The sequence below is a fragment of the Chryseosolibacter histidinae genome (genome assembly GCF_018598225.1).
GTDB classification, from domain to species: domain Bacteria; phylum Bacteroidota; class Bacteroidia; order Cytophagales; family Cyclobacteriaceae; genus Chryseosolibacter; species Chryseosolibacter histidini.
Genome location: NZ_JAHESF010000005.1, coordinates 271,977 through 294,926 on the forward strand (window position 1 = coordinate 271,977; position 22,950 = coordinate 294,926).

Annotated in this window: 21 protein-coding genes; 16 read left to right on the forward strand and 5 right to left on the reverse strand. The window is 45.8% G+C overall.

All coding sequences use genetic code 11. From position 1 onward, the window contains the following. The first annotated feature begins 83 nt into the window (after window positions 1–83). From KK083_RS07500 to KK083_RS07515, 4 genes are all read left to right on the forward strand, one after another. Window positions 84–2,033, forward strand: coding sequence for a discoidin/SUN/FTP domain-containing protein (locus KK083_RS07500; protein ID WP_254162088.1), 1,950 nt, complete (start codon window positions 84–86; stop codon window positions 2,031–2,033). Then, window positions 2,011–3,777 (forward strand): O-antigen ligase family protein, encoded by a 1,767-nt coding sequence (locus KK083_RS07505; protein WP_254162090.1) that lies wholly within the window; start codon window positions 2,011–2,013, stop codon window positions 3,775–3,777. Before KK083_RS07500 ends, KK083_RS07505 begins: the two co-directional genes overlap by 23 nt. Before the next feature lie 139 nt (window positions 3,778–3,916). Then, complete coding sequence (locus tag KK083_RS07510; protein WP_254162092.1) at window positions 3,917–4,345, forward strand: hypothetical protein; 429 nt, start codon at window positions 3,917–3,919, stop codon at window positions 4,343–4,345. Next, window positions 4,263–5,279, forward strand: coding sequence for a hypothetical protein (locus KK083_RS07515; RefSeq protein WP_254162095.1), 1,017 nt, complete (start codon window positions 4,263–4,265; stop codon window positions 5,277–5,279). Before KK083_RS07510 ends, KK083_RS07515 begins: the two co-directional genes overlap by 83 nt. Before the next feature lie 116 nt (window positions 5,280–5,395). Here KK083_RS07515 and KK083_RS07520 read toward each other — a convergent pair whose 3' ends face one another. Continuing rightward, window positions 5,396–6,574, reverse strand: coding sequence for an epoxide hydrolase family protein (locus KK083_RS07520; RefSeq protein ID WP_254162097.1), 1,179 nt, complete (start codon window positions 6,572–6,574; stop codon window positions 5,396–5,398). 73 nt (window positions 6,575–6,647) lie between these two features. Continuing rightward, window positions 6,648–7,190: a Crp/Fnr family transcriptional regulator gene (locus KK083_RS07525; protein ID WP_254162099.1), complete on the reverse strand. Its 543-nt coding sequence runs from the start codon at window positions 7,188–7,190 to the stop codon at window positions 6,648–6,650. Window positions 7,191–7,360: 170 nt separating this feature from the next. Between KK083_RS07525 and KK083_RS07530 the strand changes: the two genes are divergently transcribed. The 9 genes from KK083_RS07530 to KK083_RS07575 all read left to right on the forward strand — a co-directional run bounded on the left by KK083_RS07530 (window position 7,361) and on the right by KK083_RS07575 (window position 18,466). Next, entirely contained in the window at window positions 7,361–8,140 is a 780-nt protein-coding gene (locus KK083_RS07530; protein ID WP_254162101.1) for a hypothetical protein, read from the forward strand. Window positions 8,141–8,159: 19 nt separating this feature from the next. Further along, window positions 8,160–8,747 carry a hypothetical protein gene (locus KK083_RS07535; RefSeq protein WP_254162103.1) on the forward strand — a complete coding sequence of 196 codons (588 nt, stop codon included), beginning with the start codon at window positions 8,160–8,162 and terminating at the stop codon, window positions 8,745–8,747. A gap of 180 nt (window positions 8,748–8,927) precedes the next feature. Further along, complete coding sequence (locus KK083_RS07540; protein ID WP_254162106.1) at window positions 8,928–9,938, forward strand: serine hydrolase; 1,011 nt, start codon at window positions 8,928–8,930, stop codon at window positions 9,936–9,938. Between the two features lie 191 nt (window positions 9,939–10,129). Continuing rightward, entirely contained in the window at window positions 10,130–10,588 is a 459-nt protein-coding gene (locus KK083_RS07545) for an Hsp20/alpha crystallin family protein (RefSeq protein ID WP_317195214.1), read from the forward strand. Window positions 10,589–11,356: 768 nt separating this feature from the next. Further along, on the forward strand, window positions 11,357–11,827 hold the full coding sequence (locus KK083_RS07550; protein ID WP_254162108.1) for an Hsp20/alpha crystallin family protein: 471 nt from the start codon (window positions 11,357–11,359) through the stop codon (window positions 11,825–11,827). 53 nt (window positions 11,828–11,880) lie between these two features. Further along, window positions 11,881–12,339, forward strand: a complete 459-nt coding sequence (locus tag KK083_RS07555; protein ID WP_254162110.1) for an Hsp20/alpha crystallin family protein — start codon at window positions 11,881–11,883, stop codon at window positions 12,337–12,339. A gap of 462 nt (window positions 12,340–12,801) precedes the next feature. Further along, window positions 12,802–14,325, forward strand: a complete 1,524-nt coding sequence (locus tag KK083_RS07560) for a Do family serine endopeptidase (protein WP_254162112.1) — start codon at window positions 12,802–12,804, stop codon at window positions 14,323–14,325. Window positions 14,326–14,409: 84 nt separating this feature from the next. Further along, on the forward strand, window positions 14,410–15,363 hold the full coding sequence (locus tag KK083_RS32635) for a DnaJ C-terminal domain-containing protein (RefSeq protein ID WP_317195215.1): 954 nt from the start codon (window positions 14,410–14,412) through the stop codon (window positions 15,361–15,363). Window positions 15,364–15,415: 52 nt separating this feature from the next. Then, complete coding sequence (locus tag KK083_RS07575; RefSeq protein ID WP_254162114.1) at window positions 15,416–18,466, forward strand: eIF2A-related protein; 3,051 nt, start codon at window positions 15,416–15,418, stop codon at window positions 18,464–18,466. Between the two features lie 233 nt (window positions 18,467–18,699). Here KK083_RS07575 and KK083_RS07580 read toward each other — a convergent pair whose 3' ends face one another. Continuing rightward, the gene (locus KK083_RS07580) at window positions 18,700–18,897 is read right to left on the reverse strand and encodes a hypothetical protein (protein ID WP_254162116.1); all 198 of its coding nucleotides are present in this window, start codon (window positions 18,895–18,897) and stop codon (window positions 18,700–18,702) included. Between the two features lie 25 nt (window positions 18,898–18,922). Here KK083_RS07580 and KK083_RS07585 point away from each other — a divergent pair, with 25 nt between their 5' ends. Continuing rightward, the gene (locus tag KK083_RS07585; RefSeq protein ID WP_254162118.1) at window positions 18,923–19,420 is read left to right on the forward strand and encodes a hypothetical protein; all 498 of its coding nucleotides are present in this window, start codon (window positions 18,923–18,925) and stop codon (window positions 19,418–19,420) included. Between the two features lie 184 nt (window positions 19,421–19,604). Here the strand turns inward: KK083_RS07585 and KK083_RS07590 are convergent, their stop codons facing one another. Beyond that, on the reverse strand, window positions 19,605–20,192 hold the full coding sequence (locus tag KK083_RS07590) for a Crp/Fnr family transcriptional regulator (protein WP_254162120.1): 588 nt from the start codon (window positions 20,190–20,192) through the stop codon (window positions 19,605–19,607). Window positions 20,193–20,552: 360 nt separating this feature from the next. Between KK083_RS07590 and KK083_RS07595 the strand changes: the two genes are divergently transcribed. Both KK083_RS07595 and KK083_RS07600 read left to right on the forward strand, forming a co-directional pair. Further along, window positions 20,553–21,056, forward strand: a complete 504-nt coding sequence (locus tag KK083_RS07595; protein ID WP_254162122.1) for an RNA polymerase sigma factor — start codon at window positions 20,553–20,555, stop codon at window positions 21,054–21,056. Continuing rightward, window positions 21,056–21,646: a hypothetical protein gene (locus KK083_RS07600; protein WP_254162124.1), complete on the forward strand. Its 591-nt coding sequence runs from the start codon at window positions 21,056–21,058 to the stop codon at window positions 21,644–21,646. The genes KK083_RS07595 and KK083_RS07600 overlap by 1 nt, the downstream gene beginning before the upstream one ends. A gap of 261 nt (window positions 21,647–21,907) precedes the next feature. Here KK083_RS07600 and KK083_RS07605 read toward each other — a convergent pair whose 3' ends face one another. Continuing rightward, window positions 21,908–22,864: an ABC transporter permease gene (locus KK083_RS07605; protein ID WP_254162126.1), complete on the reverse strand. Its 957-nt coding sequence runs from the start codon at window positions 22,862–22,864 to the stop codon at window positions 21,908–21,910. Window positions 22,865–22,950 lie beyond the last annotated feature (86 nt).

Consider the following 22,950-nt stretch of genomic DNA (forward strand, 5'->3'; position numbering starts at 1 on the left):
CGGTAGCGTCTTTTTTAAATCAGGCCTCTATTCAATCACAATATTAAAAGCTGATGTTATTCCGATTGAAATTTGCAACCCTAATGCTATTGGTACTTGTTTCTTGTGGAGGCCCTCCGGATGGCGTACAGGGGGTGCTGCGCAAAGCTGGCGAGAACCGCCCGGAGCTGGAAAAGGTCATTGAGCACTTCAGCCGCAGCGGAGACGAGGAAAAGCTGAAAGCCGCCTATTTTCTGATCGAAAACATGGAAGATAAAGTAGCTTTGGATGGAAAGCACGTCAGAAATTATGACATCATCTTTGAAATACTGGATTCGCTGCATCGAAACAAGGTAAGAATTCTACCGGTTTCTCCGGTGGTTCAGCACGTTTGGGATTCGCTCACCGGCATCTATGGCGCACCGTCACTTTCGCAAGCCCATCCCGTACCTGACCATCGCGTTATTAAATCCCGGTATTTGATCGAGAGCATTGAGCAGGCCTTCAAAGTGCGGCAGGAAGCTGACGATGCAAAAAATATAGACTTTGACCAGTTTTGCGAATACATTCTCCCTTACAGGATTGGCACTGAAAGACTGGAACCCTGGCGGGAACACCTTCGCTGGCAGTACGCAACACTGCGAGACAGCCTCAAGGGTAAAAGCCGGGTGCAGATCGCTGAGGCGATCAATACCCATTTAAAATCGTTTTTATATACCAATCATACCTTATGGTCATATCCCTTCGACGTGCCCGTGAGCAAAATGGAAAAGGGAAAACGCGGCGCCTGCAAACATATTGTATTTTACACTGCCATGGTGATGCGGGCAAATGGCCTGCCCGTTGGTATTGATATGGTGCCGCGCTGGGGAAATCACAGCAAAGGGCATGAGTGGAATGTGCTGCTCCAGGAAAATGGCGAACATTTTCCTTTCGATGCCGCGCGAACGCCTTTTGGTGGCATCCGTGAATACCCATATAAGCCTGCCAAAGTATTCAGAATGACATTTGCTTCTCAGAAAGAGCGCCTTCCTCCGCAAGAAAGCAACCCTGAAGACGATATTCCCGTGGCGTTGCTGGACCCATACTACAAAGATGTTACCGCTGAGTACACAAAGACGTATGACGTGCGCATCGAATTAACGCAGCTGCCAGACGCAGAAAAACGTTACGCTTTGATCTGTACATTTGACAGCAGGGAGTGGGAGCCCCTCGACTTCGGCAGGATAGAAGGCAAGCACGCTGTATTTAAAAATATGGGCACCGGCATAGTTTACCTGGCCATGTATTTACAGGATGGCGTACTTTCTCCCGCCAGCAACCCTTTCACAATAGACACGAATGGGGCGGTTCGGTACTTGAGCGCATCCCCTTCGTTAAAACAGGATATGACGCTCACCCGGAAATTTCCATGTTTCCCATCCACGCAAGAGCATCTGAAGACGATGATCGGAGGGCGGTTTCAGGGCGCAAACAAAGCCGACTTCAGCGACTCCGTAAATCTTTTTACAGTCACCACCATTCCGGCCCACCGCACGGTTACGCCGGTCAGCAGCACTTCAACCTATCGCTACATCCGGTATATTTCCCCGTACAACAAAAGGGCCTGTGTTGCAGAGCTCGCATTTTTTGGAGGCCGCAAAAAAACCGATACTACAAAACTGCACGGCCGCATCATCGGCTACCCGGAAGTATCACCGCACATCGGCAACTTTTACCACGAGGCGTTCGATGGTAAGCTGGAAACATATTTTCAGGGCGGCGCTAAAAACGGATATGGATGGGCAGGACTTGATCTGGGCACCCCGCAGCACATTACTTCCATTAGCTATTGTCCGCGGAGCGACACCAATTTTATAGTTGAAGGCGATACGTACGAGCTTTTCATATGGTTAAACGGTGGTTGGCAATCCATGGGCAGGCAGGTGGCCAACGAGCCCTTGCTGCGATACAAACAAGTGCCGGCGGGGGGCTTGTATGTATTGCATAATCTTTCACGCGGCAAGGAAGAACGTATATTTACCTATGACGATGGTCATCAAGTCTGGTTCTGACCCATCACAACCTACTACTCGGTCAGAAGGTAGCCAGCGTGCTTTGATCGCCATCGCGGTGCTTTTCTGCCTGAGCCTGATATTCAATTTAAATGGCGGCTTTTGGAGCACCCTGCTGAATCCCTGCTACCAGTTGGTTGCCATCCTGGGCATTACTGTTCTCGTCCGTTTATGGGCCAGGGAAGACATCCATGTGAATATGCTCGACCTGTCTATCATTGGCCTCCTGGCCTGCCAGTTCATCACGCGCACCTTACGGCTCGGCTACGTGCCCGACCTTGAAAGCCTGATGCTGCTGCAGCTGATCCTGTACTATCTGGCAGTGAGGAGCATCCGCTGGACGACAGGCAATGTGTCGTTGTACTATAGCCTGGTAGTTGCTACCGCCACCGGCGTATGCATCTATGCTTCCCTCGAATTCTTCGGTGTGGCAGAATCGCAGAATGCCAGCTGGCCGTTAACCGGAAATTTTTCAAACCCGGGGCCGTTGGCCGGCTTTTTATCGATCGTATTTCCCATGGCAGCGCTGATGGCTCTTCAACATTATCGCTGTAACCGCCTGCAATGTGTTGTATTTGCCGGCGCCGCACTGCTTTTTATACTGGTTATTTTTTGGTGCCAGTCCCGGGCTGCCTTGCTCTCTTTGCTGCTGGGCATCGCCGTTTGTATTGCCGCGTTAAGGTTCAAGGCTCCGCGTAAACGTGCATTCCTTCTTTTGATCATTCCCATGATGGTGCTGGTGATATTCAGCAGCACGCTGGATTCTGCCGGAGGTCGTTTACTGGTCTGGAAAGTATCTTTGCAGGCCTTTATAAAGCACCCAGTATTGGGTTCGGGACATGATTTTTTCCGGGTAGATTACCCCAACTACCAGGCCGCGTATTTTGCCTCCGGAACGGCCACTCCCGCGGAAATATGGCTTGCCGGCGATGTTGACCATGCCTTCAATGAAGGCCTGAAATTGGTCGTGGAGAATGGCATCGCCGGGCTCGCCCTCCTGATGGTATCGCTGTTGGCACTGATGAACATTCTCAGGCAGATGCAAAAAGATCTTATCTGGATCTCTTCCATCGCCTTGCTGGTGGCCTTTGGGTTGTTTGCGCAGTTTTCATATCCGTTGTATTTCCTTTGTATAAAACTTCTGCTGCTGAATCAGGTCGCCATCATATCAGCCAACAGCCGTACCTCCATTTTTCATATCAGAAATACTCCATTGGCGGTGCTGATGGTTGTTATTGCTGGACTTACGTTGTTCCGAAGCGCCAGAACCTATGTTGGCACCAGATACTGGCGTGAAGCACATTCCTTTCAATACAGCGACCCAACGCAGGCCCAGGTCAGGTTCAGCCTGGCGCACCGGTACTTGTCCCATGATGGGCAATTCCTGCACGCCTATGGATCATTTCTTTATGACACTGATCTTCCTCGCTCAATTAAGCTGATGGAAGAAAGCCTTTCAACGTACACAAGCCGCAAGACCATTGAAAGACTCGCCGCTGCGTACGAAAAGCTTAAACGGCTCCCGTCGGCGGAAGCAATGTATCTGAAAGCGCACTATATGATGCCCATACGGCTTCGCCCGCAGGAAGATCTGATGGAATTCTACTTCAGAACCGGTCGGCCAGAACGCGCTGCCTACTGGGCGCGTCACATCCTTGTTACGCCAGTGAAAATTCAACGCTACGAAGCCAGGGTCATTAAACAAAGGGTTAAAAAGAAGCTTGCCGCTCTAATAAGGCCATAAACCACTGCCATTGCTGTTCAACCATTGATTTTGCCGATTTACCGGATGGCTACACGCAAATGTCCTTAGGTAGTGTAGGGTGACAGTTATAACATCGCGTCTATACTAAGAGTTATCCAAACCTAACACCATAAAGGATATGAAAATAAACCGCTCATTCGCGCAAGCCTTGTTGCTTGCGTTGACCATCATCGCTGTCTGCTGTTCAGAAGAACCTGCCACGCAACCGTATGTTCCCTCACCCGATTACTGGAAATACCAGGGTGAAGAGAACATGCTCTCAAAAGTTGTTAAAGACCTGGAAAACATGCCGGATGCCACCAGCTTTCAGACAAAGCTTGCCGGGCAACCGTTGTGGAAGGAAAGCCAGTCGCTCATGCTCGAAGGCACTCCTTCTATCCTGATCCCGGTTGCCAATCAAAAGGGTGACCGCATCAAGGCAGTGGTCGTAGTGCGGTATAAAAACAAGAAGAAAACAATTGAATATGAGTTGGTTTTCCGGAAGGAGCTTCAAAAAAAAGAAGGCCCGTATTACCACAGGACCCGTGCCGCCTGGCGTGTATTTTAAAGCCCTTGACCGCACTATACTGAATAAAAAGAATAATTCACCAGGCTTCACCATCCGAAAACTGCCTGCGGCGGAAAAACAAAACCCACTTTCCAGAACCACGGGCCAGGTATGCATTGAGCAGGAATATGAATACTGCTATTATACCGAGGCATGCACGAACGGCGAATGCGAGGTTACAGATGTTACCTGCGAAACAAGATACGAATGGATCTGCTGGTGGGAAGATGAGGAATGTTATGATGAATGTGACAGCAATTGTGTGAACTATACGGGCGACCCCTGCACTTGTAACAACGACTGCGGCGGCGACGACGAGCCGTGTTACGATGAATGCAATCCCGTATGTGTAAACTACAACGGAGGCTGCTCATCGCAGGAACCGACAGACGTCCTTAACCACGTTGTGGATCCTTGCCTGCATGCCCTGACTCAAAACCTGTCCGACCGCAGCGCTTTCCTGCATTATATGTTTGGCAATAGCCCGGATTTCGACATGGAGTTCGCAGACGCTCCGCTGCCTATAGGCTTAAACCACGACTTTGCGAACACGGGCAAACAAACAGGTGCGAATGGCTACTTTAAGATCGTGACAACGCTCAACTCACAATCACTGCCCCATGCATCCCAGGAATTTATTACGTCTACGTTGATCCATGAGATGTACCACACCTATATGTTGCTGATGGATCCTGCCCATTCGAGCAACGCAGATAGTCATGATTTTATGGCGCAGCCAGACGTCATTCAGGAGATGGCGCAAATGCTGCGGCAAATGTATCCTTCACTCGATGTGCAGACATCCATCGATCTTTCCTGGGGAGGACTCGAGGGCACTGCAGCATTTGGTAACCTCCCGGCAGCAGACCGCGCCAGGATCAACACCACTAATAACGATCACCAACGCGCTGCCCATGGTACACCCTGTCCATGATGAGCCGAAAAGATTTTTTCTGACCAGGGTGATTTAAGGCAAAAAATAAAGCCTGCGACTACAATGAATCGCAGGCTTTTTTTGTTGAACGGGTGTAGGTTGCGTCAGAGGAGTGATCAAGAACCACCCTGGCCGAAAACTTCCCTGAGGTCTTTCACCAACAGATCAGGAACTTCCATGGCTGGAAAATGGCCTCCCTTTTCATGAAAGATATAGTGATCTGGTTCACCTGTGAAAGACAGCAGTTTTTTAAAGAGGGTCTTATCAGCATTTTTGCCGAACACTGTCACGGCAGAGCGCACCTTGGGTGGTGTCCATTGACTGGAAGCCTGCGAGCCCTCACTTCCCCAGTTGAAAGCCATGCTCATGTTCTCATACAGTACATCAGCGCTCGAAGCGCCATTTTTATTAAACCAATACAAGGAAACATTCGTCAGGATCTGATCTATGCTGATGGCGTTCTCTGGCAATTCCTTGTCTTCATCGGTCCATTCTTTGTACTTTTCAACGATCCATGCCAGTTGTCCCACCGGACTGTCTGAGAGGGAATACGCAATGGTTTGTGGCCTTGTGGATTGTATTTCAAGATAGGCGGTGCCGTTCTTTTTGTATTCTTTCATTCGTTCCAGCCTTGGCTTTTCCTCGTCAGACAAAAAAGAAGTATCCGATGGAAACATACCCAGGCCTGCCACGGAATAGAAGTCAGTGTTTATGTGTGTTCCGGTCAGTTTGTGGGCTGCTACTGCTGCCATGATGCTTGCTATGCCCGCGCCCATATCGCCACCGTGCACAGCAAATTTTGAGTATCCTAAATTCTCCATCAGCGTGCTGAAGGCTGCAGCGATCCGGAACATATTCCATCCCTTCTCTTTCACGGGCGTTGAAAAACCGAACCCTGGAATAGAAGGGATAACCAAATGAAATGAGCCGGTTCCTTTGTCGGCAGGCGGATTGGTAAGGGGTTCAATTACGTTGACGAAATCTGCGAAGGAACCTGGCCAGCCGTGAATCAGCATGAGCGGAGTTGCGTTGGGATCGCCCGACCTGATGTGAAGGAAGTGGATGTTCTGGCCATCAATTTCAGTGATGAACTGGGGATATTGATTTAACAAAGCCTCCTGTTTTTTCCAGTCGAATTGGTGGCGCCAGTAATCTGCCAGTTTTTTTAAATAGTCTGTCGGTACACCCTTTTTCCATCCTTCGTTGATCGTTTCGCCGGGCCAGCGCGTGTTTGACAGTCGTTGGTTCAGGTACTCGATCTCTTGTGCCGGGATCTGGATCTTGAATTGTTTCATCGCTTTTCGGTTTTGTTTAGAACAAAGTTGGCTCGGGATGCCTGCGTAAAGCGATAACAATTGTTAAGAAATGCTACTTTCTGTTCCTGATCCTGCTTAATGAAACGGATGTGATGCCCAGAAACGATGCTATATAGTGTTGGGGCACTCTTTGCAGGATATGAGGGCTTTGCTCCAATAGCTCTTTATACCTTTCCTCGGGGCTGTTCTTAATTCTTGAAAGAAACAATTTTTGATAGTACATCAATCGCTGAAAGGTCTGCTTTTCCAGTTCCTGTTTGATCAGTGGCGAGCTTTCGATCATCGTTTCATGGTCTTTTTTATGTAGTATGTGGAGGATACACGGTTCAATGGTCTCGATCGAAAATAAGCTCGGTTCGTCATTGCGAAAGCTCTCGGCAGACGAGACCCCTTCTCCTTCAAAGAAGAACTGAAAGGTTATGTCTTTTCCATCCTTATTAAAAGAGAGCCTGATGCAACCCTTTTCTATGTAAAACATTCGTTCAGAGATCTGGCCTTCTTTCAATAAAACTGTTTTGGTGGGTATTTCTTCACGTTTAAAAAAATGCCTGAACTTTTCCCATTCGGCATTGAGCTGTTCACGTCCTTTTTCCATAGCGTAAATATCCCAGGTGTTTTTCTGCCTAAAAGATAACTTGCCGGGCTCAGATTCTGAACCCCGGGGAAGAGATTGTTTGAATGGATCCTGAAATGAATATCTGACTTTATGGTGGGTATACGCAATGGATTTGAGCATATTGCGAAACAGATTAAAGCAATAACGCTATGAAACAAAGACTCTTGTTGTTGGCATTTTCACTTTTTACAACCCTGGCGTCCGGGCAAAAACCGGTATTTAATGTAAGATACTCAGAGCTTTTAACAACCTACATTTTTGCCAAAAACCTGACTGCAGGGTACGGCGACAATCCATTCAAGACGGAGTTTAAGAAATCGAAATACGCTACAGAAAAATATCAAAGGCTTATTTCACAGCTTGATACATTGGGGATCAACTATACCTATCAATTTTCAGAATATCCCTATGGTTCAAAAATGCGGGGAATGACAGAATCGATCCTGAAAAAGAATTTAATTGCCTCTGATAATTTAACGGATTTTAAACTACGCTCCGTAGGACTGATTCCAAATTCGTCGCTTAACCAGCTCACGAATATACTTTCAGCCTTCATGCCCGTTTACAACGAGTTAATTTATCTTCCCAATAAGTCAAAATTCGAACTTCAACTTGCAGCTATTTCAAATTTTATAGTTACTGAAAACATCCCGGGCTATTTTGAAACAGGAATTAACTTCTATAATACAGTTTGGGATAGCTCCATTCCTTTTGAAATTGCTTTTTATCCTTTGCCGAATTCAAAAGGCTTCACGGCAGAAGCCTTCCTCAATAATTCGGTGAGTGCAATCCAAACAGACTTAACTGACTTCAATGTATTGTTGAGTGTCATGCTTCACGAAATATTCCACATACTTTATGACGAGCAATCGGTAAAAGTTAAAAATGAAATTGATGCGTATTTTCAGGCAGAGTTCATCAAAGTGTAGTACTTATGCTTATTTGTTATTGAATGAAGTTTTAGCCACCGCATTAGGGAATGGGTATGTTTTTGAAAATCTGAATAAGGCGCGCGATACCGGCACATGGTACAATTGGCGTTATATAGATCTGATGGCCAAACAGGTTTACCCGGTAATTTCAGACTACATAAAAGGAAAGAAAGCCATTGATAAGAATTTTGTAGATGCCTATATCAAACTATATGAGCAAAATTATTCAGGTTGGATCAATGAACCTGATCATGTAATGACTTACAGGTTTGTATTATCAGAAAACCGGCAGGATTTCAGGTCATTCAGAGCCTTATATCCGTATTGCACATCGTATGAAGCAGCAACGCCGGTCTCAGAAGCCAGTATTGAGAGGATAAAAGAAACCCCCTTGACAAAGATCATTATTGTTTCTAAAAGTCATGCTGTACAATTATCACTCATTAAAAGAAAGTTTCCGGAGCTAAAAACATGGAAGTATAAAGCCGACGAAGAGTTTAATTTTAACATTTTTCTTAACGACAAAACACAACTGTATATTATCAATCAACACGAGACCCCAACAGATGTGTTGATAAAAAGACTGGAACAGCCCGGGAAGTAAATACATCACTAACCAACTGCAAGAAGCCCTGCGAAATTGCCTGTAGTCGATGCCCGTATGGGTACCCAGGCAGTCACGGAAACCAGTGAGCGTTTTTCCGGTAATAATATTCATTTTTGCTATGGGTCACTTTCTTGTGAAGGAAACCTGTTTCTTATAACATCAAAACACTATAAGTCAATGTTTTTGCTCAGCTATATCAGGTCTGCCTGCCACGCCATACAGGCACAGGGATTGAAAGTAATAGTCATTGTTGCGGGTTGCAGCTGTTTTGTTTTTTATGCAAAAGGCCAGACAACATTGCCAGGTTATTACAAAACCGACAAAAAATTCAATGATGAGCTGAAACAAATTGTTGCCGATGTGGGCCTCGATAGTATGTTTAATGTTGGGGACGATGGCACCGAGAAGATCTCGCTTGCCGTGATCGACCTTAATGGGAAGCAACCGGTCTTCGGAGGTGTTTACTATGACAATTTCATCTACCCGGCCTCGGTATACAAAATGTACGTTGCCATGGAGATCCTGAAACAAGTTGATAATGGTAAATATGCTTTAACGGATCCGCACATTGTAGCATCACCCAACGATGTTGACCGCTCGCGTGAAATAAGCTTCGATCCCAGGCCGTTGATCATGAACAACGACACGGTTACCGTCAATTATTTACTGGACCTCATGATCACCCGCAGCGACAACTCAGCGGCGAATTGCCTGATCGATATCGCGGGCCGGCCAAACATCAATAAGACCATGGCAGCCTACCGATGGGCCGGCAGTGAGGTTACGCGGAAATTTCTGAGCAGAAAACGTGAAGATCCTGGCTATGATACAGTCAGAAGCACGGAGACCTGTGCCTTGCATGCGGCTGATTTCATGTACAAGATCCAAAACAACCAGCTGGTAAGTCCGTGGGTGAGCATGCAAATGAAAGCCCTCCTCGGACGGCAGCTCGATAACACCAAACTGTCTCCCGGTTTGCCAGCGAAAGCCATGTTCTATCACAAGACTGGCTGGTGGAGCTATTACACGAATGACGTTGGTATTGTGGATGATGGAAGGATAAAGTATGTGATCGCGCTTTTTACGCCTGTGCGGGAAGAAAAAGTCAGGCCGCGCCTTAAAGAGCTTTCTGGCAGGATCTATGATCTGATTGTAAAGCGGAATACCATAAAGAATTCTCCCAGGTAATAAAAGGATCAAAACACTACAGCAATTGCCTCGCTGCCGGCAGTAGCTGTCAAAATTTCATTCCATAAATGAAAAGACGTCGCAAAAAAACTGACAGTAGACCGGCCGATGCAACAGATTTGAACAGGCACAGAATTTGAAAAGTTGAGGCAGAAACGAAAACAAGATTTAAAAGAAAGGAGGATTGAGCTATGATGAACAAAGGCTTAGTTAAATCTAATGGCAGTTTATTCCCGGCCATTCCTTCGTTGCTAGATGATTTCTTTGGCAGGAATTGGTTGGACTCCACTGTGGCTAATTGGAGAACATCTGGGGCCACGATGCCGGCTGTCAATGTGCAGGAGACCAATGACGATTATCAGATCGAGGTTGCGGCTCCTGGCATGAAGCGGGATGATTTTAAGATCGAATTAGACAACAATGTTATCACGATTTCTTCCCAACGGGAGGATAGCCACGAGGAGAAGGACGGTAACTACACCCGCAGAGAATTCAGCTATCAATCATTTCAGCGCTCATTTACACTTCCTCAAAACGGAGTGAAGGGCGAAGAGATCAAAGCAAGATATGTTGATGGCATTCTGCGGATCACCGTTCCGAAAACGGAAGATGCCAGGAAAAAGCCCGCTAAGCAGATAGCAGTGGCTTAAGAATAGGCGGGGACTACCCGCCTTTTTTTTGGATTTGAGGGAAAGGAGGAGTTATGAAATTGGCAACAATTGTTTTCTTGTTTCTGAATCTAATCCAACAACCCAGCGGCACACGCCAGTCCGAAACGGGAATGTTACATTGCTACGTTCCAACGGAACAAGATGTAACAAGGGTAGCCCGTAGCCGTCATGAATACTTCGTTGAGTCACGGCTCAAGAATGAGGTTTCTTATGATCCGGTCAGGAGTAACGATTGGCGCATGGCTGCTGAAGGACCGGTAATTCGGAATCATTCGTTTCCATCCTGGAACTATCAGCAATTGCCAATGGGGAATAATGCACGGAAGGAAAGGTCGTATGCTGTCCTTCCGGATAGTTTTTCTTTTCCTGATGCAAAGAAACGATTGATGGAAACACCGCTAAAACGAACCGGCCGGAAGGAACATGAACGGGAATACTATGAAACATAATGTTGAAATATGTCAAGCTGAATTTTTTTCATCTTCCGGCCGACAGCTTGACAGTATTCTGTGAACAACAAGTGCCTTGAGGTCGTTTGGTTTACAATCTTGTGACTTTTGCATAATTATTGTTAGCCGGATTTTGTAAATAAAATTAAAAACGCCATGAGCAGCGTTTCAAAATCAGGTGGTCTTTTTGCAAGGCAAAAGGCCGATAAGATCAGGGAGATTGTCTTCCGGCAGCATGGAAAGACTCGAAGGATCTTTGACATAAACATAAAAGCGATGTAGAAAGGAGGATTGTTTTATGAAAGTGCGAAGAGACAAGGCAAAGAATGATGGTAGAAATAGATGGATAGAGAATAGTTTCAATCTTCCGGGTATGTTCGATGATTTTGTCACACGCGATTTATTCCGCCCTTCGTTCAGCAGTACAGGCGTTTCGACTCCAGCTGTGAACGTCATCGAAACAAACGATGATTTCCGCCTGGAAATGGTGGCACCTGGCATGAAGAAGGAAAATTTCCACCTGGAACTGCAGGACAATGTTTTGACAATTTCTTACGATCACGAAGATAACCGCGAAGGTGCAAGGCGTGATTGGAAGTACATCACACGCGAGTACAATTATCATTCATTTTCAAGGAGCTTCTCTTTGCCGGAAACGATAGAGTCTGAAAAAATTCAGGCAAAATATGAGGATGGCATATTGCATGTCATCATTCCGAAAAAGGATGACGCAAAAGGAAAACGCTCGCGTCAAATCAATATCACGTAACGACCCATTACGATCATAAAATGTTTAACAAACTCAGAAAGGAGGATTTAATTATGAAAACGTTAGTTAGAACCAACGGAAATCTTTTTCCGGCCATTCCGTCTTTGTTGAATGACTTTTTAACAGACGATTGGTTTGATTCATCGCTGGCAAACTGGAGATCATCCGGCGCTACATTGCCAGCTGTCAACGTGCGGGAAACAAATGACGATTTCAGCATCGAGGTTGCCGCCCCCGGGATGAAACGCGATGATTTCAAAGTGGAGCTGGACAACAACGTGCTTACGATCTCTTCTGAACGTGAAGATAATCGTGAAAAAAAAGACAGTGATGGAAACTATACACGGAGAGAATTCAGCTATCAATCGTTCCAGCGGAGCTTCTCGTTGCCGGAAAACAAAGTTGAAGGTGATAAAATAGCTGCGCGTTACGTTGATGGTATCCTTCACGTGACCGTTCCCAAAAGAGAAGAGGCCAAGGTTAAGCCAGCGAAACAAATAAAAGTTTCATAGCTGAGAGGCGGGGTACCCCGCCTCACTATTGCTCCCCAAAATTTGAATGATGAATTTCACGATGGGCACTCTGACTTTGTTCCGGGCCCGATTTCAACAGGCTGTCGACAGACCATCGGCCGCCACCGCAATCATATAAACCCTCCTTTTTGATTTCTTAAGACATTAGCAGACTAAACCACGGCCACCAAACATGCCAGTCTGTAACACGTTATTGTGCCGGCATGATAACTGAAATTTTTTCTGATACAGGGTCATTCTGACATTTTGAAATGGCTGCAGCCAAAAAAATGACAGCACAGGCATAGCCGCCAGAATTGAAAAAATGTTCTGGCGCGTAGTTTGATGGCCGCAAAAAGTCCAGCTGCCGAAGGCACTGCTAAGGGTTCTGCGATCGTAAACCCAAGTAATGATTACTCAATTTTTAATTAGATGACAGACTAACTAAAGAAGGAGGCAATTATGAAACGTACAATCTTAGCAATCATTTTATCAGCTGTCCTGGGAAGTGCCACAACCGTTGGCATTCTCGAGCTAATTGAAAAGGACGATTCTGTAAAAATAGAGTATATAAATTCTACGCCAGTAAAAAACGTTTCCGTAAAAGGGGCTGCGGCAACAAAGGTCGATCCCATGGATTTCACAGCCGTTGCCGAGAAAGTGATGCCCTCCGTTGTTCATATCAAGTCGGAGTCACGCGTTTCCGGACCTGAGCAGACCTTTGAACACAGACAACTGCCGGATCCCTTCAGAGATTTTTTCGATGATCACATGCTCGACAATTTCTTTGGGCCCAGATTCTGGCATCAACGCCCACATGGCAATAACGGCCCAATGTTAAGGATCGGCACAGGTTCTGGCGTGATCATCAATGAGAACGGTTACATTGTAACGAACAACCATGTTATCGATCAGGCCGATGACATTGAGATCACCCTCGATGATAACCGGATGTTCAAGGCCGATGTCATTGGAACAGATCCATCCACCGATTTGGCGTTGCTTAAAATAGACGCGAAAAATTTGCAAGCCCTGCCATTGGTTGACTCTGACAGCGCAAAAGTAGGTGAGTGGGTTCTTGCCGTAGGTAACCCCTTCAATCTTAATTCCACCGTGACTGCGGGTATCATCAGTGCGAAGGGCCGTACGCTTAACATACTTGATGATAAATCGGCAGTAGAGTCTTTCATCCAAACAGACGCTGCTATTAACCAGGGAAATAGCGGTGGTGCGTTGGTAAATCTACAGGGTGGTCTTGTTGGTATTTGCTCGGCCATCGCCAGCCCAACCGGTGCATATGCAGGGTACGGGTTTGCCGTTCCCACCAATATCGTGAAAAAAGTGGTGGAAGACCTGCTCGCGTATGGCGAGGTTCAGCGCGGAGCACTTGGTATCATGATTACCGATGTAAATAGAAACCTTGTAAAAGAAAAAAACCTTGAAGTAGCCACCGGCGTTTATGTGGACAGTTTGCTTGAGAACAGCGCTGCAGGACAAGCTGGTGTAAAACCTGGTGATGTGATCCTGGAAGTGGACGGTCGTAAAGTGCGCACATCCTCTGAGTTGCGTGAGCTTATTGCGCGCCATCATCCCGGCGACAAAGTGAAGCTCAAAGTCGACCGCTTTGGAAAGGTGAATGACTTTACTATCACCCTTACCAGCCCGGAAGGAAAATCTAAAACTTCCAGAAAGGATTTGCCGCCTGTGCTGTCGTCACTTGGCGCAGCGCTGAGGGACGCTGACGAAAAAACCTGCCAGAGGCTGGGCATCGATGGTGGTGTGGAGGTGACAAAATTGTTCTCTGGAAAACTAAGCCGGACCGGAATGAAGGAAGGCTTTATCATCACTGCGGTGGATGGTAAAAAGGTGGATAGCATCCAGGAGCTTTCTTCGAAGCTGAGATCTAAAAAGGATGGCGAAGGGGTCATGCTCGAAGGCGTTTACGAAGCGGGAAGCGGAACATACTACTATGCATTCGGAGTGTGATTCTTGATCCGACTGACAAGCTGCAAGCCTTGCCGGGTGTAATCACAAGGCTTGCAGCACATCCCTATCCAAGTAAAAAAGTGATTGAATGATTCAGGAGCGATGGACTACAAGGACTACTATAAAATATTAGGCGTTGCAAAAGAAGCGCGTCCGGATGAAATCAAAAAAGCATACCGGAAGCTTGCTGTAAAGTTTCATCCCGATAAGAATCCAGGTGATAAAGGAGCCGAGGAACGCTTCAAAGAGATCAGCGAAGCATATGATGTACTGAGTGATCCTGAGAAGCGAAGGAAATACGACGCACTGGGAGAGAACTGGCGAAACTTTCAGGGATCGGACAGAGCAGGTCACCAGTATTCAACGCCAGGGGAGCAACAGTACCACTATGAGTTTGGCGGTGATCCGTCCGGGTTCTTTGATCAATCGGGTTTCTCTGATTTCTTCGAATCCTTTTTTGGAAAGGGCGGTGGAAACAGGCGCGCCGGTTTTGCATCCGATTTTGATTTTGCGAATCCTGGAAGCGACCTGGCTGGAGAATTACTGCTGACCTTGCAGGAAGCATATGATGGCACGAAACGGATCGTTGACATTAACGGTGAAAAGATCCGCGTATCTATCAAGCCTGGAGCATATGATGGCCTGCAATTAAAAGTGAAAGGCAAGGGTGAGCAGCGTGCAACAGGAGGAAGATCCGGAAATCTTTACTTGACAGTTCGCGTACAGGAACATGAAGTGTTCAGGAGAGATGGTGATGATCTTTACATGGAACTGTCTGTCGATCTCTTCACGGCTCTGCTGGGCGGCAAACAGGAGATCATTACATTGTCAGGCAAGGTGCAGCTTGCTGTACCGGAAGGAACTCAAAATGGAAAGATGTTAAGGCTGGTAGGGAAAGGCATGCCGGTATATCGAAAGCCCGGACAATTTGGTGATCTGTATGTAAAGATCAACGTTGTTCTGCCGACATTTCTTTCTTCGGAACAGAAGGAGATGGTGCGCAGGCTTAAGGAGATGCTGAAACCTCAATTTGCATGAGTATGAAAAAGGGATAGTAGTGAGCTAACCATATTTTACAAAGGAGGTAATTATGGCACGGAATCTAGGTTTGGTGTTATGGGTTATCTTGTTAATAATGGTCCTGTGCGACAACGGTTATTCTCAACAGTTTGGAAGGAATAAGCCCAACTATGAAAAATTCAATTTCAAAGTTCATAAGAGCCCGCATTTCGAGCTGTACCACTACCTCGAAAACGATTCATTGGTCGAGACGTTTTCTGCTGCCGGTGAAAGCTGGTATCAGGCGCATCAAAAAACTTTCAGGGATACTTTTCCCGAGCGGAACCCAGTTATCCTGTATTCAAATCATGCAGACTTCTGGCAGACGAATGCCATATTAGGGAGCGTGGGTATTGGAACCGGGGGTGTTACCGAAGCGCTGAGGAATCGCGTGGTGATGCCTGTGATGGAGCTCTACTCGCAGACAAATCACGTTTTGGGTCATGAACTTGTTCATGCATTTCAGTATAAGCTGCTCCAAAACAAAGAGGACTCGCTATCGCTTAACGACATTCAAAACCTCCCGCTTTGGATGGTAGAGGGATTGGCGGAGTTCCTTTCAATTGGAAACGTTGATCCGCATACGGCCATGTGGATGCGCGACGCCCTGCGGCAAAAAAAGTTTCCTACATTGAAAGAAATGACTCGGAACAGCGAGTATTTTCCTTATCGCTATGGTCAGGCGTTCTGGTCTTTTATGACGGGCGTGTTCGGAGATACTATCGTTTATCCATTGTTCCGAAAAACTGCGAAGCTCGGATATAACGACGCGATCAAAGCGCTAACCGGGCTGGATGAGAAAGCTTTCTCCGAAGCATGGAAAAGAAACCTTACGGAATACTATAGCAAGTACTGTGATTTGAAGGCGGATAGCCTTGCCGGAAACTTACTTATCGGAAAGAAGGCCGGCAAAATTAACATCGCGCCTGTAATAAGTCCCAATGGCCAGTACGTGGCGTTTCTCTCAGAGCGAAACATCTTTGGAATCGACCTCTTCCTGGCCGATGCCCGGACCGGCAAAATTATTAAGACCCTTTCCTCAACAGCGCGTGTAAGCCACATTGACGATTTTAGTTACATAGAGTCAACCGGAACATGGTCTCCTTTAGGTGACAAATTTGCATTTGTGGGCTTCAGCAAGGGAAGCAGCGTGCTCTCGGTGATGGATGTGAACGCAAAAAGTAAAACCACGACCGTAAACATTCAGGGGGTGCCCTACTTCAGCAATCCTTCATGGTCGCCCGATGGTGATCATATTGTGATATCAGGGATGGTGAATGGCCAGGGCGATCTGTACTTGTACAACATAAGAACGAAAAAAGTAACACAACTCACCAACGACTGGTATTCGGATATTCAGCCCCAGTGGTCACCAGATGGCCGTTTCATCCTGTTTGTTTCAGACCGCCCGGCAAAAGGTAAGAGTTATAAAAGCAAAGCCTTGCAACTTTCTCTTTATGACATGCAACAAAGAGATGTTATTGTGTTGGATATTTTTCACGGCGCTGAAAATCTCAATCCTGCCTTCTCACCTGATGGAAAGTCCATCTATTTCCTGTCAAACCGCGATGGATTCAGAAACCTGTATTTGCACACAATAGAGAATGGTAAGGTTTACCAGCTCACAGATTACGTTACAGGTATTACAGGTATCACTGCCTATTCTCCTGCACTCAGCGTCTCATCCCGCACCGGGAATTTAACCTATAGCTATTATTCAGATAATTCGTATGCTATATTTTTAGCCCGCCCCGATGAATTTCACAGACGTGAGATTAATCCATTGGATGTAGATTTTTCAGCTGGCATTCTTCCTCCAAAAAGCAGGGAGGACAGCATAACCGGGACTGTTAAAGAAATTGAATTCACACGTGTTAAACGCCTTGAAAGTGAAGATCATCCCTACAGGCCAAAATTGAGTTTGGAATACATTGGCAATCAGGTAGGCATTGGCGTTTCTACAAGTGCATTCGGCACGCGTACAGGAATGTCAGGAGGCGTAGATATGTTGTTCGGTGACATGATGGGTTATCACAGAGTATCTACGACCCTGGCGTTGAACGGAGAGATCTATGACTTTGGCGGACAGGCCACCTACTTGAATCAAAAAAACAGGATCAATTGGGGCTTTACCGCTTCTCATACGCCTTACCGCTCTGCAGTCCTGGGGTATAAACAAGATACCGTCTACATAAAACAAGACACACTATCAACTACCAACTTGGTGCTGGATGTTTTCCGGGCCTTTGATAAAAATATCAGCGGGTTTGTGTATTTGCCGTTTTCAACTACAAGGCGCCTCGAACTTGGATCAGGCTACTCATTTTTCTCATTCCGTCTTGACCGTTACCATAATCATTATTCAGGTGGTTACAGAATACGAGAGGAAAGGGAAAAACTGGATGCGCCTGAAGGCTACAGGCTTGGAAGCACCTATGCTGCCTATGTCTTTGACAACGCTTTTTTTGGCATTGCTTCGCCCATGCGCGGCAGCCGATACAGACTTGAGCTGGAAAAAACTTATGACGCGTTGGATTATCATACCATAACGCTCGACTACAGGCGATATTTTTTTCTAAATCCTACATCGATAGCTTTTCGATTCCTCCACGTCGGACGCTTCGGTAATGATGCTGAAAGTGAGCGAATTTATCCATTAAGCTTCGCTTATCCAACGTTGACAAGAGGTAACAGTCTTGACAACATCACAGGGTATTCGACTGAAGAGGGTGATGCATACGCCATAAATCAGATCTATGGAAGCAGAATAGCAGTTGCCAATGCTGAATGGCGTATAACCCTGACAGGCCCGGAAAGACTCTCTCCAATAAGATCTAAATTGTTGTTTACCGAACTGGCCTTGTTTACCGATGCAGGTCTTGCATGGACGGCACGTGAAAAACCACAATTGAAATCGGATCCGGAATCATCCAATCAAAGAGTACCATTTTTGAGTGCAGGCATATCGTTGCGTGTAAATGTTTTTGGCCTGCTGGTTGTTGAGCCTTACTATGCCTTTCCATGGCGCGGCGACCGATTCGCCAAAGGTACATTGGGCCTGAACTTTAGTCCAGGGTGGTAACATCATAAAGATTGTGTCAATGGAAAGGGATAGTTACATATACGTATTGATTGCGCTGCTTCTGTTCTTTATCGGAACGATGTTCTTTGTTATTATGGAATTTATGTTCGTGATCAGTTCTTAGAACTTCTTTCCGGTACGAAGGCACAACAAAGAAAACGGCCATATCACTTATTCGGTCTCTATGATGCTGGGACATTTTATCTAAATCCATTCTCGCTTTTGTGTTAAAATTATTCAAGAAATTCATCCATCACATCTTCCTCTAGCTCCATAACCGCTTTGCCTAGTTTGATCCGGCCCGAACATGTGGCAAGTGCGGCGCATGCCATCTGCCAAGTATCCGCAGGCGGTAGCAATGAAGTAAAAATATTTTTTAGAAAAATCTGATATTTTAACTTAAGTGAAATTGCCCCTGTTTCTTTCTTCAAAGATTTGTGGAAAAAAATAGAATATATGGCACTATCCAATCTCGGCATTTTCCACACAACAATCGGTGTTATTGCTATCGGCGCTGCGCTGACATCCTTTGTGAAATTCGCCAAAATCAATCTGGCCGCGCGCTCCGGAAAAATTTATTTGTACGGAACGCTGATCACATCATTAACCGCTTTGGGTATTTCCAGGCATGGCGGTTTTAATCCCGGGCATGCGTTTTCGTTGCTGATCATTATCGTGGTGGCGATAGCGTCTTTTCTTTTTTACAAACGAAGTGGTAATAATTCAGTTCGTTACTTTGAGAATTTTCTCTTCTCGTTCAGTCTTTTTCTATCACTGATCCCAACTGTAAACGAAACATTAACACGGATCCCAATCGCGCAACCGTTAGCTAAAGACATAACGGACCCCGTCATTGCCAAATCGTTGTTGGGGATTTTTATTGTCTTTCTTGGGATAACCGTTTATCAAGTTGTCAGGCAAAGGAAAATCAACCGGAACACACCGTCACGTTAAGCGCCATCTTGAGCCATGGTTGTTTTAACCTTTTCATTTAACTGAGAGTGCCTCGGGTGACGGCTTGACGTCGTTACCTGAGTTTGCTTAGCTGCATGAGAGGCATTGACAAACACTTCTGCTCAAAGGTCAAACAAGTTAGCTCAGTTACATAACTGTTGAGCAACAGCAGCACGGAGCAAAGTTATCGATTTATCCTTTTACGGATGCGGCTCAGGGAAGGATTGGTTATGCCTAAATATGATGAGATGTGATATGCCTGAATACGGTCAATAATGTTGGGATGCTCTTCGATCAAACGAATGTACCGTTGTTCGTGGGTAAAAAAGAGCAATTCTTCAGCCCGCGATTGTGAGTAGGTAAAAAACAACTCAGCAAGCAGTCTACCGAATTTTTCCCAGTTGGAATGTGCATTGTATAGATTGGTCAGATCGCTGTAAGAAATGTAAACGATCTCAGAGTCTTCCATAGCTTGTATGAAATAATGGCAGGCTTTTCGGGTAATGAAACTGCGGAAGGATACAAGAAATTGATTCTCTGAAAAAAAATAGAGGTTTTTCTCGGCACCCGTTTCAGGGTCGGCATAATAGATCCGGAAGATACCTTTAATAACCAACCCCAGGTCGTTGCAAACTACGTACTGCATATTAAAGAAATCACCCTTATTGATTTTTCTCGTTTTCCAGAACGGTCGCGTCGCATCCAGGTCCTTGCTGGTCAGCGCAGCAAAATTGCTGAGATGCGCCTTTAACACGTCAAAATTATCGCTCATATCCATTGTTTAAGCTACCGGCAAGGCGGGAAATCAGTAGTATAAGGTAAATGTTTATCGGCCATTATTAAATTTAACTGGTGGGTCAAGTTTTTTATGTACACTTCGCCCAGGCAAAAGTAGTGACGATATTTTAGCTTCATTTTAACTTAAGTGAAAATTACTTACCCGGAGGGCGAACACCATATGGCAAGAGCCAAATTCCTCAAAGTATTAGACAAATAGATTATTAAGCAAGTCCCGGTCAGCGAGCTTTGAGCACACTTTCTGTTGAACTGGGCTTAGTTCGATAATTTATTTTCGGCCGGGTGTCATAATTTCTAAACCCTTGTAACTAAATAGGTAGACCGAAGAACTTGAATGGATCATCTTGAAATCACCTTTCTGAAGGGGTTAGAACACAATCAGCAGAAGCTGTTAAGGGTTTGCTCTGTTTATGCCGAAGATGCCGAAGACAAGAAAGACCTTTTTCAGGAGGTGTTGATCAATATTTGGCAGTCGATGGCCTCGTTTGAGGAGAAGTCTTCGCTTAGTACCTGGATGTTTCGGGTTACACTCAACGTTTGCCTTCGCCAGCAAATGAAGCAACTGAAAAAACGAGCGCGCTTCCAAAAGTTGGACAGTATGACGATCGAAAACATAAGCGAGGATGAGCCCAATCAGGAAGAACAGGAACGACTGATCAGGCTCAAGCGCTGCATCAAAAAGTTAAACGATGCGGATAAGGCCGTGACGACACTCTATTTAGAGGACTTATCGTACAAAGAGATCTCTGACATCACCGGCTTGACAGAAAACAATGTGGCGGTTAAGGTCAGGAGAATTAAAATGAAATTGTTGAACTGTATAAATAAAGGATCGTGATGGAAGATGATTTAATAAAAATCTGGCAATCGTCTCCTAACCGCGAGCGTGTGAAGTTTGAGAGATCACGCCTTATGGTCGAGGTGCAGAAAACCGTGGATCGCTTTCATGGGATGATCAGGTCTGGCAATCGAAGGGCAACGGTAGTAACATTGATAATACTCCTCGTATTCATGTTTTATATTTACATTATTCCGTTTATCCTATCCAAAATAGCTTCTGGTTTGGCAGTCCTTTTTGCCATAAACGTGGTTATGCAACTTCGTAAAGCAAAGAAAAATGAGCCAAAAGATCTTACAGGTACCTATTCGGAATATCTCTATAAGACCAGGATCTTTCTTCTTGGTCAAAAACGATTAATAGATACCGCGGTCTATTGGGCTATTATACCCGCAATAGCTGTCTGTATTTTATTTTTCCTTGGATTTTTGGAATCACCTCTGTTTGCTACAACCGGCATTATTGCCCTTTGTGTTGGCTGCATTACACTGGGAGTTACAGTTTTTTTTCTAAGTAAATGGTGGGTGAGCATGGCGATCACATCCAACCTGAAAAAAATTGATGAACTCATCAATGCGCTGGAGGAATAAAAGCGCAAAGCATCATCATTTGGACATTAAAGAAAGAATCATAACGTTATGTAATTGAAAGCATGGGTAACTTAATTTTAGCATTTTCTGCATTGTTATTGACCGCAGCGCTCCATTGTTCCGGGCAATTGCCAAAGAACTATGGAAAAATTGAATTTAAATTATTTACCGAGAATACTAATAGCAGATCTTGTAGTAATGTTTGGCGGCAGCGAAGGCGGCAATACATTCGAACATTGCCCGCCGCTGATGTGGCTTCATTTAATTCCTAAGCGTGGTTGCTGCATCAGTAAGCGATGCCTTAAAAGATTGATAAGCTATAGTCAAGCCTGCCACGGTTAAAGCCAGCAACGCTGCACATGCAAACATCCACCAACTTATATCAACACGGTAGGCAAAGTTCTCAAGCCAGGTTTCCATAAGATACCAGCCAAGCGGTGCGGATAGAAAGAAAGCGATAATGATGAGGTATACAAAGCCTTTCGCAAACAGAATCACAATGTCGCTGGCCGTGGCGCCGTGTGCCTTGCGTATGCCGATCTCCTTAGTGCGTTGCGTGGTAGAGAACGCCGCAAGGCCGAATACGCCGAGAGAGGCAATGAGAATAGACACGATCGTAAAGAAACCGAACATCTCCCCGAGTTTACGCTCGGTACTGTACAACTTGTTAAAATGGTCGTCGAGAAACCGGTAATCGAAAGGGTAGGGAGAATATTTCGTCAAAGTCGATTCCAGTAGCCCGATAACTTCAGCGCTTTTGCCGGGTTGGATCTTCACCGCAATGTAGTTAGACCACGTGGGATCGAATCGTAAAAGCAGGGGTTGAATGGTCAGGTGCAAAGAGTGCATGTGAAAATCCTTGACCACCCCCACCACGGTTTTTGGCCCATTATGTATAAACTGTTTGCCTATCGCCTCTTGGGCGCTCCACCCCAGCGCCTTTGCCGCGGTTTCGTTAAGGAGTACCGCTTGCTCAGCATCAGTCTTTATGTCTTTCGAGAATGTTCTGCCTGCTACGAGCGGTATCCCGAATACGCCGAGAAAATTATCATTCACATTGCATTCATAGATAACAAGGTCGTCTTCCGCTCCGCTACCATCTTCGTCGTTAATTACAGTATTCGAAGATATGTTGGTAGGCAACGCGTTGCATGATGTGGTGGCTGCAATGGCAGGGTGCTGTTGCCATGCTGCTGCAAGGACGTCGTAGTATTTCATGACAGAGCGTAGCTATTCCTGCGAGCATTGACCCCTCATTCCATTTTTGATTGACCCCCTGTTGCTGCAAGTTGACCCCCCGGATT

Bases quoted from the DNA above. Each gene is read 5' to 3' on its own strand.
- KK083_RS07595 (WP_254162122.1), top strand. From the start codon at position 20,553: ATGGATCATCTTGAAATCACCTTTCTGAAGGGGTTAGAACACAATCAG.
- KK083_RS07545 (WP_317195214.1), top strand. From the start codon at position 10,130: ATGATGAACAAAGGCTTAGTTAAATCTAATGGCAGTTTATTCCCGGCC.
- KK083_RS07540 (WP_254162106.1), top strand. From the start codon at position 8,928: ATGTTTTTGCTCAGCTATATCAGGTCTGCCTGCCACGCCATACAGGCA.
- KK083_RS07500 (WP_254162088.1), top strand. From the start codon at position 84: ATGCTATTGGTACTTGTTTCTTGTGGAGGCCCTCCGGATGGCGTACAG.
- KK083_RS07530 (WP_254162101.1), top strand. From the start codon at position 7,361: ATGAAACAAAGACTCTTGTTGTTGGCATTTTCACTTTTTACAACCCTG.
- KK083_RS07510 (WP_254162092.1), top strand. From the start codon at position 3,917: ATGAAAATAAACCGCTCATTCGCGCAAGCCTTGTTGCTTGCGTTGACC.
- KK083_RS07515 (WP_254162095.1), top strand. From the start codon at position 4,263: ATGAGTTGGTTTTCCGGAAGGAGCTTCAAAAAAAAGAAGGCCCGTATT.
- KK083_RS07600 (WP_254162124.1), top strand. From the start codon at position 21,056: ATGGAAGATGATTTAATAAAAATCTGGCAATCGTCTCCTAACCGCGAG.
- KK083_RS07550 (WP_254162108.1), top strand. From the start codon at position 11,357: ATGAAAGTGCGAAGAGACAAGGCAAAGAATGATGGTAGAAATAGATGG.
- KK083_RS07605 (WP_254162126.1), bottom strand. From the start codon at position 22,864: ATGAAATACTACGACGTCCTTGCAGCAGCATGGCAACAGCACCCTGCC.
- KK083_RS07525 (WP_254162099.1), bottom strand. From the start codon at position 7,190: ATGGAAAAAGGACGTGAACAGCTCAATGCCGAATGGGAAAAGTTCAGG.
- KK083_RS07555 (WP_254162110.1), top strand. From the start codon at position 11,881: ATGAAAACGTTAGTTAGAACCAACGGAAATCTTTTTCCGGCCATTCCG.
- KK083_RS07585 (WP_254162118.1), top strand. From the start codon at position 18,923: ATGGCACTATCCAATCTCGGCATTTTCCACACAACAATCGGTGTTATT.
- KK083_RS07505 (WP_254162090.1), top strand. From the start codon at position 2,011: ATGGTCATCAAGTCTGGTTCTGACCCATCACAACCTACTACTCGGTCA.
- KK083_RS07520 (WP_254162097.1), bottom strand. From the start codon at position 6,574: ATGAAACAATTCAAGATCCAGATCCCGGCACAAGAGATCGAGTACCTG.
- KK083_RS07590 (WP_254162120.1), bottom strand. From the start codon at position 20,192: ATGAGCGATAATTTTGACGTGTTAAAGGCGCATCTCAGCAATTTTGCT.
- KK083_RS07575 (WP_254162114.1), top strand. From the start codon at position 15,416: ATGGCACGGAATCTAGGTTTGGTGTTATGGGTTATCTTGTTAATAATG.
- KK083_RS07560 (WP_254162112.1), top strand. From the start codon at position 12,802: ATGAAACGTACAATCTTAGCAATCATTTTATCAGCTGTCCTGGGAAGT.